An 11,494-nucleotide genomic window follows, 5' to 3' on the forward strand; every position below is an offset into this window, starting at 1 on the left:
CGCGCCGCGCCCGACGGTGCTGCCGTAAGGGAACGGAGGCGGGCGCCGGGGCGGTTCCTCTCCGTTTCTGTCGGGCGTCTGGCTTCCTGTATCGCCCTCATGCCAGGCTTATTCGCGCCTTACCCTCATTGGTGAGGTTGAGAGGCATGAGCGCCTTGATCGAATGTCCGGAGCCCGTCGGGCGGGTCGACGGTGCCGGTTCCGCCGGCGCCCTCTCCGTCGTGCCCTCCCCTGTCGGGGCCGGGCGGGTGCTCTCGTTCCCCGACCGGTCGCTGGTGCTCGTCTGCGGGGTCCCCGGGGCGGGCAAGAGCACGCTGCTCCGGCACCTCTTCGCGCTCAGCGGGGCCGAGGACCGCACCGTCCTCCGCGGCGGGGTGCGCGTCGTCGACTCCCACCAGTCGCGGCTGCGCCTGACCCCCGCCCTGGCCGCGCTGCCCTACACCGCCTGGCGGTGGCTCGTGCACGTCCTGCACCTGCTTCGGGTCGCCGCCGCCCTGCGGGGCGGCCCGGTCGCCGTGCACGAGAGCGGGACCCGGCGGTGGGTGCGCCTCCTGCTGGCCCTGCTGGGCCGCCTGCGCGGCTACTCCGTCCACGTGGTGATGATCGACGCCTCCCCCGACGAGGCCCTGTCCGCCCAGCGGTCGCGCGGGCGGGCCGTCACCGCGCGGAGCCACCGCGCCCACACCCGCCGCTGGCGCCGCCTGTGCCTGGCCCGCGAACGCGGCCCCGGCGCCCTGGTGCCCGGGGCGGCGTCGCTCACCGTGCTGGCCCGGGGCGACGTCCGGCTGCTGGCCGGGGTGCGGTTCGGCGGGACGGCCCGGCTGCAGGGTCCTCCAGTGCGGTTCAGCTCACCTCGGGGCGGTTCGGCCGCTCCTCGGGGAGCTGACACAATGACGATGTGAACTCGCTGGTCAACATCGTCCTCTTCGGCATCGTCGGCGCCGTCATGATGGCGGCCCTCCTGGGGCTCCTGCTGGTCGCAGGGGACCGCACCCCGCGCAAGGGGGTCCGGATCGCCTTCGGCGCGGCCTCGGTCGCGGTGCTCCTCGGCGTCCCGGCGTTCGCCGCCCTGGGCGAACTGGCCGCCGGAGCCGGGTACGGGGCGGCGTTCCTCAGCGCCCTGGCGGTGGAGATCATCATCTACGCGGCCAACATCGCCCTGCTGCCCGCCGTGATGCACCGCGCCGGCCGGTCCGCGACGGGCCGCCCCCGCCCCTCGGCGGCCGTGCTCGGCGGCGGCCTGGTCGTCAGCGCCCTGCTGGCCCTGGCCGCCTCCCTGCTGGCGCTCGTGTTCAGCTGACGGCGGGACCGCCCCCGGCCCACTCCCCCGCCAGCTCCCGCACCCGCGGAATGACCCGGGCCATCTCCTCCCGGCTCTCCCCGTGCACTGTGATGTAGGAGAACCCGTACCGCTCGCGGGCCGCCAGCAGCTCGGCCGCGATCTCGTCGGCCGTCCCCACCAGCACGAACGGGCTGGCCATCACGTCGGCCGCGGTGTCCAGGCCGCCTCCGCCCGCGTACCGCTCGGCCAGCCGCGCCGCCTCCTTCTCCGCGTCGCCGGTGACCACCACCGACTGCACGAGCACGTTGAGCTCCAGGTCGGCGGCGCGCGCTCCCGCCTCCTCGCGCACCAGGTCGACGCGGCGCAGCACCTCCTCCGGCCCGTCGATGTCGAACACCCCCATGCGCGCCCCGCGCCGCTGCGTCAGGCCGCCGAACCCGACGATGTCGGCGCGGCGCGCCGCCAGCCGCAGCGTGGTGGGCCCATGCCCGCCGATGAGCAGCGGCGGCCGGGGCCTTTGGACCGGCGCGGGCTCCTGCCCGGCGAAGAGGGTGTCCAGCGCGTCGAGGGAGGCCTCCAGGGCGGCCAGCCGCTCGGCGTGCCCCCGCCAGGGGATGCCCGCCGCCTCGAACTCCGCCTTCATGTGGCCCAGCCCCAGGCCCAGCTCCAGGCGCCCGTGCGACAGCCGGTCGACGGTGGCGGCCTCGCGCGCCAGCAGCGCGGGGTTCCAGAACTCGTTGTTGAGGACGAGCGTGCCCAGCCGCACCCGCTCGGTGGACGCGGCGGCCGCGGCCAGCATCCCGAAGGGGGACGGGTGCCCGAGGTGGTCGGGGGCGGCCAGGGTGTCGTACCCCATGGCCTCGGTCCTGCGCGACTCCTCGGCCCAGTCGCCGATGTCGGCGGCCCGGAAGTTCACTCCGAATCGGAACCTGTTCATGGGCCGAGCCAACCGCACCGGCCGCCGCGCCCCCAAGCGTTTCTGCGGCGGGCAGAACGGGGCCCACCGGCCCCGCCCCTGCCTCCCGTCGCCCGGCTCCGCGCTCAGCCCTCGTTCTTGGAACGCCGGTCCAGCTCCTGCAGGTAGGCGTTGTAGGCGTCCAGGTCGGCGTCGTCGGAGCCGCCGCGCCTGCTGTGCCGCTCGCGCCGCCGCTCGGTCCGCTCCTCGTCCTGGGACCACTGGCGCATCATCATCACCGTCACCAGCAGCGTGGGGATCTCCCCCACCGCCCAGGCGAACCCGCCGCCCTGGTACTGGTCCCCGGCCACGTCCTGGCTCCAGGGGATGTCGAACTGGCCGTAGTACTCCATGGCCAGCGGGGCCGACTGCATCATGATCGAGATGCCGAAGAAGGCGTGCATGCCCATGGTGAGCAGCAGCAGCACGAACCGCAGCAGGTAGGGCAGCTTCCGCGGGCCGGGGTCGATGCCGATGATCGTCCAGTAGAACAGGAACCCGGTCAGCAGGAAGTGGACGTTCATGAACAGGTGGCCCATGTGGTCGCTCATGAGCGCCGGGAAGACCGGGGTGAAGTACACCGCGTAGGGCCCGAGCACGAACAGCGCCGTCGCCACCGCCGGGTGCGTGACCACCTTGGAGAACCGGCTCTGCAGGAACGCGTTGAGCCACTCGCGCGGCCCCCGGTCGCCGCGCCGCCGCGCGGGCTTGAGCGCGCGCAGCGCCAGGGTCACCGGCGCGCCCAGGACCAGCAGGATCGGGGTGAGCATCGACGTGATCATGTGCTGCAGCATGTGCGTGCTGAACAGCACCATGGCGTAGGTCGCGAACCCGCTGAGCATCACCGCGACCATGGTCAGCAGCCCGGCGAACCAGAAGACGGTGCGGGTGACCGGCCAGCCGTCGCCGCGGCGGCGCAGCCGCACCACCCCGGCCGCGTACAGCCCGCCCAGGGCGGCGATGACGAGGATGAAGAACAGGTCCGGGCGCCACAGGGTGAGCAGGGTCTGCAGGCTCATCGGCGGCGGGATCGGGAAGCCCAGGATCGCGGTGGCCGGGTCGACGTCGCTCGCGTCCGGCGCGGGCGGCGCGGTGCGGCTGAGCGTGGTGGCCAGCCCCATCACCGCGCCCATGATGACCAGCTCGACCCCGGCCAGGCGGGCGAACAGCGCGCGCCCGCCCTGCTCGGCGATGCGCGGCACGGTGGAGCGCCGGTGGCTCCACCCCAGCACCCCCAGCACCGCGAACAGCGCGATCTTGAGGAGCATGATCAGGCCGTAGGGCGTGGTGACGAGCTGGTCGAGGCTGTAGAGGCGGCTCAGCGCGCTCGCCACGCCGCTGACCGCGACCCCGATGTAGGCCCACAGCGCGACCGCGCTGAACCGGCGCACCGCCTCGCCCGCGTCGCCGCCGGGGCGCACCAGCCCGTGGTAGGTGACGGCGGCCAGGCCGCCGACCCACACCGAGATCGCCACCAGGTGCAGCGCCAGCCCGGTGACGGCCAGCTCGTGGTTGCCCGAGGCGGCGGCGTGGCCGGTGAGCGCCGGGGGCACCAGGGCGGCGACGGCGGCGGCGAGCAGCCCCATCGCCCCGGCGGCCGAGACCACGGTGCGGGCGAACAGGGCGATCCCGGTGCCGGCCAGCACCACCGCCATCAGGGCGCGCCCCTCGGCGATCTGCCCGGCGTAGCTGGTGAGCTCGTTGCCGACGATGTCGGAGGGCACCCGGCCCAGGATGTTGGACAGCTCGAAGACCAGCCGCGCCGCGGCGGCCGCCGCCCAGGCCAGCGCGGTCCAGGAGGCCGCCCGCACGTACCCGGTGGCGCGCTCGTCCAGCCGCCCGCGCTCGGAGGGCAGCAGCACGGCGGCGAGCAGCAGCAGGCCCACGGTCAGCGCCCCGGTCAGGGCGCTGAGGTTGCGGGCGATCGGCAGCCCCCAGCGGGTCAGCGAGCCGGGGTCGGGCAGGCCGGGGATGACCTGGGCGGTGACCGCTCCCCCGGCCACCAGGGAGGCGATCAGCGCGATGGCGCAGACCGCCGCCGCGGCCACGCCGATGATGGCGGCGGTGTCGCCGCCGCGCCGCGCCGCGTCCGTCGTCTTCGGTGTCTGTGGGGGAGCCACGGGGCCACTCCGTCGTGGTTCGGTGCCGGTGTCGCTAGCGGAGGACGCGGGCGATGACCACGACGGCGGCGGCCGCCCCGACCAGCAGGCCGAGACCGCTCCACAGCCAGGGGGCGAGGTCGGTCATCCGCGTCCGCCACCGGCCACCAGGGTACGGCCACTACTACGCCGTGTCGGACACGCCCCCGCCGACCGGCCCGGTCCCCTTCGCACCACCGCGTCCCCTTTCCGCTCCGCCGCGCACCGCGCCCGCCCGGGGCGTTTCGTCGCAGGAATCGTCCCACGGCCCGCGACCGCGTATCCGTTTCCCTTTTCCCGCGCCGACGAACGACAATTCCCGCCTCTGCCCCCATCTCCCCACGAAAGGAAGGAAATCCCTGGTGGCGAGGGTGGAACACGCGGAATCGCGGTACCGTCGTCCAATCATCGCGCACGCGCTCCGGGAACGGCGGAACGCGCACCGAGCATGAAACGCGAAACCGACCACGAAGGGGGTTTCCGTGTCCCAGTTGGACACCGTCATCCGCTCCCGCCGCGTCGTCACCCCCGACGGCACCGCCCCCGCGGCGGTCGGCCTTCGCGGCGGGCGCATCGCCGCGGTCGCGCCCCCCGGCGCCCGCCTGCCCGCCCGCGAGGAGGTCGACCTGGGGGAGGCCGCCCTGCTGCCGGGCCTGGTCGACCCGGACGTGGTGGTGCAGGCCCCGGGGCGTCCGCTGCGCGAGTGCTACCTGCGCACCGCCGCCGAGGCGGTGCGCGGCGGGGTCACCTCCGTGGCGGTGGCGCCCTCGGCGGTCGGGCCGCCGCTGACCGGGGAGGCCGGGCTGCAGGAGCACCAGAGCGCCTCGGCCGGGGTCCTGCTGCACGTGTCCCTGCTGGGCGCGGTCACCGACCGCAGCACCCCGGCCGACCTGGCCGAGCTGCGGTCGGCGGGCGCGGCGGGGTTCCACTGCTCGCTGTCGGACGGCGGCGCCCCCGGCGGCGGGCCGATCGGCGACGCCCCGCTGCGCAAGGCGATGATGGAGGTCGCCGCGATGGAGGCGCCGCTGCTGGTGCACGCCGAGGACGCCGGGGAGCTGGCCCCGGTGCCGCCCGGCGGACCGGCCGCCCTGCCCTCCGCCGTGTCCGCCGCCCGCCCGGCGCGGGCCGAGCGGCGCGGACTGGAGCGGGTGATCGCGGCCGCGCGGGTGGCGGGGACCCGCACCCACGTGTCCCCGTTCACGGCGGCCGAGTGCGCGGCTGTGCTGGGCGCGGCCCGCGCGATCGGGGTGGCCCTCAGCGCGCACACCTGCCCGCACTACCTGTGCCTTCCGGCCGAGGCGGTGCCCGAGGGCTCGCCCGCCTTCCGGTGCCGCCCGCCGCTGCGCTCGGGCGCCAACCGGGACGCCCTGTGGTCGGCGCTGCTGTCCGACGCCGACTGCCCGATCCGCACGATCGGGTCGGGCCACCGGCCCGGCACCGGGGTCTGGGCGATCGGGTGGACGCTGCCCGCGCTGTGGACGGCGGCGCGGCGGCGCGGGCTCGACCTGGCGGCGGTGGCCCGGTGGACCTCGGCGAACCCGGCCGAGCTGCTGGGGCTGGCCGACAAGGGCCGCATCGTCCCGGGCGCCGAGGCCGACCTGGTGGCCTTCGCCCCGGACGCCGCCCAGACGGTGCCCGGCGACGACCCGGGGCCCTACGCCGGGCGCACGCTGACCGGGCGGGTGGAGCGGACGTGGATCGGGGGCCGTTCGGTGTTCCCGGCCCCGGCGGCGGCCCCGCGGGCGCGCGCGGCCGAGCACGGCGGCCCGCTCCCGGCCAGTCCGTGACGCACGCAACACCCTTGCTTTACAAGGTGTCAAGATGACCTGGGATGAGTAGCCATGTTGGAGATATCGCCCGGTCACCGGGCGCGCCACAGTTGAGGGGTATCAACGACGATGCAAGGAGGAGTCACGTGCGCGTCGGCGTGCCCCGCGAAGTGAAGAACCACGAATACCGGGTGGCGATCACCCCCGCAGGCGTCCACGAGCTGGTGGCCCGCGGCCACTCGGTCGCCGTCGAGCGCGGCGCCGGCCTGGGGTCGTCGATCACCGACCAGGAGTACGAGGCGGCGGGCGCCCGCATCCTCGGCACCGCGGACGACGTCTGGGCCGAGGGCGACCTGCTGCTGAAGGTCAAGGAGCCCGTCGCCGAGGAGTACCACCGGATGCGGGAGGGCCAGACCCTCTTCACCTACCTGCACCTGGCCGCCTCCCGCCCGTGCACCGACGCCCTGCTGGAGCGGGGGGTCACCTCGATCGCCTACGAGACGGTGCAGCTGCCCGACGGCTCGCTGCCGCTGCTGGCCCCCATGTCGGAGGTGGCCGGACGGCTGGCCCCGCAGGTGGGCGCCGCCACCCTGCAGCGCCCCAACGGCGGGCGCGGCGTGCTCATGGGCGGCGTGCCCGGCGTGCGCCCGGCCAAGGTGACGGTGATCGGCGCCGGGGTGTCCGGGATGAACGCCACGCAGATCGCCGTGGGCATGGGCGCCGACGTCACCCTGCTCGACCTGAACGTGAACAAGCTGCGCCACGCCGACGACCTCTACCGGGGCCGGGTGCGCACCCTGTCCAGCAACAAGCTGGAGCTGGAGCGCGCGGTGCTGGAGGCCGACATGGTGGTCGGCGCGGTGCTCATCCCCGGCGCCAAGGCGCCCAAGCTGGTGACCAACGAGATGGTGTCGCGCATGAAGCCGGGCGCCGTGCTCGTGGACATCGCCATCGACCAGGGCGGCTGCTTCGAGGACTCGCGCCCGACCACGCACGCCGACCCGACGTTCCAGGTGCACGACACGGTGTTCTACTGCGTGGCCAACATGCCCGGCGCCGTGCCCAACACCTCCACCCACGCCCTGACCAAGGACACGCTGCGGTACGCGGTGGCGCTGGCCGACAAGGGCTGGAAGGAGGCGCTGCGCGACGACCCGGCCCTGGCCAAGGGGCTGAGCACGGTCGGCGGCGAGCTGACGAACGAGGCGGTCGGCGAGGCCCACGGCCTGAAGTTCCGCACCGTCGAGGAGGCACTGGCCTAAGGGCCGGGAGGAAGACCGCGCAGGGCCGTGTGCCCGGGACCCGCCGTCCCGGGCGCACGGCCCTCGCCGTTCCCGCCCCGACCTCGTTGATCTCGGGAGAAACGACGCTTCCGGGCCGCTTTTTGGGGCGCTTTTCCCGAGATCAACGAGGGGGGGGAGGCGCGCATGTGCGGCGCGCCCCGCGCGCGGGTATGGGCGAGAGCGCGGACTCTCCGCGCGCTACGAGGGAGGGCGGCGCCATCGTGGGGTCGGAACGCAGGCGGCTGTGGACGGGGACGTCCCCGAGCGGCAACCCGTTCGCACTGCCGCGCGGCCCGCTCGGCCCGCTCGCCGGACTGCTCATGGCCCGCGGCAACCGGAGGCAGAACGCCGAGGTCCTGGCCCACTGCGAGGTCTCCCCCGAGGACGACGTACTGGAGGTCGGCCACGGCCCCGGCGTGCTCCTCGGCCTGCTGGCCGAGCGCGCGCGGACGGTGACCGGCGTCGACCCGTCACCGCAGATGGTGCGGATGGCCCTGCGCCGCAACTTCGCGGCCGTGCGGGCGGGGCGGGTGCGCCTCCGGGTCGGCTCCGCCGAGCACACGGGCGCCCCGGAGGCGTCCACGGACCTCGTCGTGAGCGTCAACACGGTCGCCATGTGGCCGCGCCTCGACCCGGCCGTCGACGAACTGCACCGGGTGCTGCGCCCCGGCGGCCGCCTGGTACTGTCCTGGCACCTGTCGCCCGCGCGCTTCGCCCTGGCACCGGAGGAGCGCGAGGAGGTGCGCGGCGCCCTGGCGCGCCGGTTCGGCTCGGCCGACACCCGGGATCTGCGCCACGGTGCGGTGTTCGTCGCACAGCGATGACGGCCGACGCGGTGGTTCCGCCGGTGCTGAGCGGATACCTTCGTTATGGGGGATTCCCCTCGCACCACCAGAGCCACCTTGGAGGCGGAGCGCGCGTGTCACCCACCGGATCTGCGATCGGAGCGGCCCTGACCGGGATCGAGGCGACCCTGGTCCGGCTCCCGCGGCCCCAGTCGCGCTCGGGCGGCGGCACCGGCGGCGGGCGCCCCCCGCGCGCCCGGCACGCGCTGGTGCGGGTGACCGACGACGAGGGGGTCAGCGGCTGGGGCGAGATGCCCGACGCCGACGCCGACTCCTGGCGGCGCCTGGTCGAGGACTTCGCCCCCGCGCTGCTGCGCCACCCCTGGCACCGGCCGACCGAGGCGCCGGACGCCTGGGCGGGGCTCGCGCCCTGTCCCCCGGCGGCGGCCGCCCTCGACACCGCCTGCTGGGACCTGTGGAGCCGGCGCCGCTCCACCCCGCTGGCGCACGCCCTGGGCGGGGTGCGCACGGCGGTGACCGCGGGGGTGACCATCGGCCGCCAGCCCTCCCTGGAGTCGCTGGTGTTGGAGGTCAACCGGCAGGTCGGGGCCGGCTTCCGGGCGGTGCGGCTGCGCATCGGCCCCGGCTGGGACCTGGAGCCGGTGCGCGCGGTGCAGGAGAGCTACCCGTTCCTGGCGCTGCAGGCCGAGGCCGGGGGCAGGTACACCGAGTCCGAGGAGGACCTGGCGGCGCTGCGCGCGCTGGACGAGTACGGGATGCTCTGCCTGGAGCAGCCCTTCGCCGCCGACGACCTGGCCGCGCACGCCCGGCTCCACCGCGAGATGGGCACCCCGGTCGCGCTCGCCGCGTCGGTCGGCTCCCCCGAGGCCCTGGAGGCGGCGGTGCGGGCCGAGGCGGGGGGCGCGCTGAACCTGTCGCCGTCGCGGCTGGGCGGCCTGACCCCGGCGCGGCGGGCCGCCGACCGGGCGGCCGACGCCGGATGGGACGTGTGGTGCGAGGAGGAGCGCGCCTCGGGGGTGGGCCGCGCGGCAGCGGTGGCGCTGGCCTCGCTCTCCTCGGTGACCTTCCCCAGCCAGATGCCCGGGGCCGGGGTGCGCGCGCCCCGGGAGCTGGTGGACCCGCCGGTGCGGGCGCACGACGGCATCGCTCCGGTGCCGCTGGCCGCCCCGGGGCTGGGACACGAGGTCGACACGCGGGTGCTGCGCTCGGTGGCGCTGGACTCGGCGACCCTGGTGCGGGCGCGCCCGGCGGCGCCCGAGCACTCGGGCTGAGCGCGCACGCGGGGCTACGCTCCGCGACCGCGGCGTAGCCTGGACGCATGGGGACGTACACCGTGCACGCCCGCAAATGGGACGGCGGCTGGGAGCTGCGGATCGTCGGCGCGGGGGTGACCTGGGCGCCGGACCTGGCGCACGCCGGCCCGGTGGCGCGGGCGTTCGTGGGCGACCCGTCGGCGCGGGTGGAGGTGGTCCCCACGGTCGGCGGGGAGGCCGACCGGCTGATCCTGCGCGCGAGGCACCGCGTGGACACGGCCGACGAGGCGCGCCGGGGGGCCGCCGACGCGGTCGCCGAGGCCGTGCGGGCGCTGGACGGCGCGGGGGTGGACGAGAACGACACCGCCCGCCTGCTGGGCCTGACCCGGGCCCGGGTGCGGGAACTGGCGGCCGAGGCCCCCGACCGGGAGGGGCCGGCGGTGCGCAGGGTGCGGCCGTCCCGCAGGAATCCGGCGCACCGCGCCCAGGCGAACGGCGCGGACGGCGCGGAGGGTGCGGAGGGTGCGGACGGCAGGATCCCGGGCCCGCGCACGGAGGCGGCCTCCGACGCCCCGGGCGGGAGCGGACGCACCGACGGACCGGCCTGAACACGCCGAGCCCCGGTCAGCGGTCGACCACCCGGGGCGCGTCGGACGGCCAGGAACCGTCGCGCAGGATGCGGCCGATGATCCTGAACGCCTCGTCGAGCGGCACGGTGTCCTCGTCCGGGTAGGCGTCGTGCTGCCCGTTGGACAGGACGAAGCCCCCGCTCGTCCCCTCGGCCCCCGGGTCGGCGGCGTGCTCTCCGGGATCGCCGTCCTCGCCGAGCAGCACGGTCATCGCGCGCACCCCGTTGGTCACGAAGACCAGCGAGCGGCCCGACGACCCGGCCAGCAGCGCGTCGAACCGCCCTTGGGCGATCCTCTCCCGGAGCACATCCTCCACGGTGTCGGCCGCCACCGGCGCACCACCGCCGTCCTCGATCACCCACGTCTCAACCATGCGCACGACGATCCCACGGGGCAGCCCCCACTCCGTCCGCCGCCCGCCCGCCCCCTGGGCCCGCCCCTGGTGCATACCGATCGGTCGGTCACGGGCTAGAGTCGTGACCCGGGACACACCCCCTCACCGACCGCCACCGATCAGGAAGGTGCCGCCCATGCGAACGTTCGCCGACCTCGACGCGCTCATCGCCGCCGAGGGCGAGGAGCTCGGCAGCAGCGACTGGCTGGAGATCGACCAGGACCGCATCGACCTCTTCGCCGACGCCACCGGCGACCACCAGTGGATCCACGTCGACCGGGAGAAGGCCGCCCAGGGGCCGTTCGGCTCCACCATCGCCCACGGGTTCCTGTCGCTGTCGCTCCTGGCCCACTTCGGCCCGCAGGTGTACACGCTGGAGAAGGCCCCCACCATGGGGATCAACTACGGCCTGAACAAGGTCCGCTTCCTGCAGCCGGTCAAGGCGGGCTCGCGCGTGCGCGACACCGTCCGCCTGACCGGGACGCGCACCACGGACAAGGGCGTCGTGCTGACGCTGGAGCACACCGTGGAGATCGAGGGCGAGGAGCGCCCGGCCCTGATCGCCGAGGCGCTGGTGATGATCGTGCCCTGACCGCTCCCCGACGGCCGCTCCGTGGGCCCACCGCCCGGGCGGTGGGCCCGGACGGGCCCGCCGTCCCGCCCGGCGCTCCGCCTCCGAAACACGACCACACCGGTCGGCGGCCCTTGCGGCAGCGTTGACGATTGCACGGAGTGTGCGTGGTCGCCGTGGATGGCAGCGACGGCCAGAGTCGGGCGGTTCCCGGGCCCTGCCTGCCGTCCGTCCGGTCGCTCGCGGTCCGGACAGCGGCGCGACCGCGTAGGCGCATGGCCGCCCGCGCCCATGGCGGCCGCCCCGGCGCGCCCCTGCCCGGCGATGATCTCGACAGGAGTGCTGCCAAAACCACCAGAATGACAGCACTTCCGTCGAGATCATCGCCGAAGGGGGCGGGCGGGAGTGTGGGGG

Annotated in this window: 11 protein-coding genes; 8 read left to right on the forward strand and 3 right to left on the reverse strand. The window is 75.5% G+C overall.

Features of this window, described 5'->3' with window-relative positions; genetic code table 11:
• Positions 1-146 precede the first annotated feature (146 nt).
• Positions 147-902 carry an AAA family ATPase gene (locus tag O4J56_RS10230; RefSeq protein WP_270685454.1) on the forward strand — a complete coding sequence of 252 codons (756 nt, stop codon included), beginning with the start codon at positions 147-149 and terminating at the stop codon, positions 900-902.
• On the forward strand, positions 899-1,300 hold the full coding sequence (locus O4J56_RS10235) for a hypothetical protein (protein ID WP_270685455.1): 402 nt from the start codon (positions 899-901) through the stop codon (positions 1,298-1,300). The genes O4J56_RS10230 and O4J56_RS10235 overlap by 4 nt, the downstream gene beginning before the upstream one ends.
• On the opposite strand, the gene O4J56_RS10240 is transcribed toward O4J56_RS10235, so the two are convergent.
• The gene (locus O4J56_RS10240) at positions 1,293-2,219 is read right to left on the reverse strand and encodes a TIGR03621 family F420-dependent LLM class oxidoreductase (RefSeq protein ID WP_270685457.1); all 927 of its coding nucleotides are present in this window, start codon (positions 2,217-2,219) and stop codon (positions 1,293-1,295) included. The two genes, O4J56_RS10235 and O4J56_RS10240, sit on opposite strands and share 8 nt — an antisense overlap.
• A gap of 104 nt (positions 2,220-2,323) precedes the next feature.
• Complete coding sequence (locus O4J56_RS10245; RefSeq protein WP_270685459.1) at positions 2,324-4,357, reverse strand: cytochrome c oxidase assembly protein; 2,034 nt, start codon at positions 4,355-4,357, stop codon at positions 2,324-2,326.
• A gap of 500 nt (positions 4,358-4,857) precedes the next feature.
• Here O4J56_RS10245 and O4J56_RS10250 point away from each other — a divergent pair, with 500 nt between their 5' ends.
• From O4J56_RS10250 to O4J56_RS10270, 5 genes are all read left to right on the forward strand, one after another.
• The gene (locus O4J56_RS10250; protein ID WP_270685461.1) at positions 4,858-6,162 is read left to right on the forward strand and encodes an amidohydrolase family protein; all 1,305 of its coding nucleotides are present in this window, start codon (positions 4,858-4,860) and stop codon (positions 6,160-6,162) included.
• Between the two features lie 128 nt (positions 6,163-6,290).
• A complete protein-coding gene (ald, locus tag O4J56_RS10255; protein ID WP_270685462.1) occupies positions 6,291-7,406 on the forward strand; it encodes an alanine dehydrogenase in 1,116 nt (371 codons plus the stop codon).
• 242 nt (positions 7,407-7,648) lie between these two features.
• A complete protein-coding gene (locus O4J56_RS10260) occupies positions 7,649-8,251 on the forward strand; it encodes a class I SAM-dependent methyltransferase (protein ID WP_270685463.1) in 603 nt (200 codons plus the stop codon).
• A gap of 95 nt (positions 8,252-8,346) precedes the next feature.
• On the forward strand, positions 8,347-9,504 hold the full coding sequence (locus tag O4J56_RS10265) for an enolase C-terminal domain-like protein (RefSeq protein WP_270685464.1): 1,158 nt from the start codon (positions 8,347-8,349) through the stop codon (positions 9,502-9,504).
• 47 nt (positions 9,505-9,551) lie between these two features.
• Positions 9,552-10,094: a hypothetical protein gene (locus tag O4J56_RS10270; RefSeq protein ID WP_270685465.1), complete on the forward strand. Its 543-nt coding sequence runs from the start codon at positions 9,552-9,554 to the stop codon at positions 10,092-10,094.
• 16 nt (positions 10,095-10,110) lie between these two features.
• On the opposite strand, the gene O4J56_RS10275 is transcribed toward O4J56_RS10270, so the two are convergent.
• Positions 10,111-10,488: a hypothetical protein gene (locus O4J56_RS10275; RefSeq protein ID WP_270685467.1), complete on the reverse strand. Its 378-nt coding sequence runs from the start codon at positions 10,486-10,488 to the stop codon at positions 10,111-10,113.
• A 157-nt stretch (positions 10,489-10,645) separates the two neighbouring features.
• On the opposite strand from O4J56_RS10275, the gene O4J56_RS10280 reads away from it, so the two are divergent.
• A complete protein-coding gene (locus O4J56_RS10280) occupies positions 10,646-11,101 on the forward strand; it encodes a MaoC family dehydratase (RefSeq protein WP_270685468.1) in 456 nt (151 codons plus the stop codon).
• The last annotated feature ends 393 nt before the right edge of the window (positions 11,102-11,494 follow it).

Origin of the sequence: Nocardiopsis endophytica (genome assembly GCF_027706725.1) — a bacterium.
In the GTDB taxonomy this organism is placed as follows: Bacteria; Actinomycetota; Actinomycetes; order Streptosporangiales; family Streptosporangiaceae; genus Nocardiopsis_A; species Nocardiopsis_A endophytica.

Excerpts from the sequence above, each read along its gene's own strand:
- O4J56_RS10240 (WP_270685457.1), bottom strand. The coding sequence starts at position 2,219 with ATGAACAGGTTCCGATTCGGAGTGAACTTCCGGGCCGCCGACATCGGC.
- O4J56_RS10270 (WP_270685465.1), top strand. The coding sequence starts at position 9,552 with ATGGGGACGTACACCGTGCACGCCCGCAAATGGGACGGCGGCTGGGAG.
- O4J56_RS10275 (WP_270685467.1), bottom strand. The coding sequence starts at position 10,488 with ATGGTTGAGACGTGGGTGATCGAGGACGGCGGTGGTGCGCCGGTGGCG.
- O4J56_RS10230 (WP_270685454.1), top strand. The coding sequence starts at position 147 with ATGAGCGCCTTGATCGAATGTCCGGAGCCCGTCGGGCGGGTCGACGGT.
- O4J56_RS10280 (WP_270685468.1), top strand. The coding sequence starts at position 10,646 with ATGCGAACGTTCGCCGACCTCGACGCGCTCATCGCCGCCGAGGGCGAG.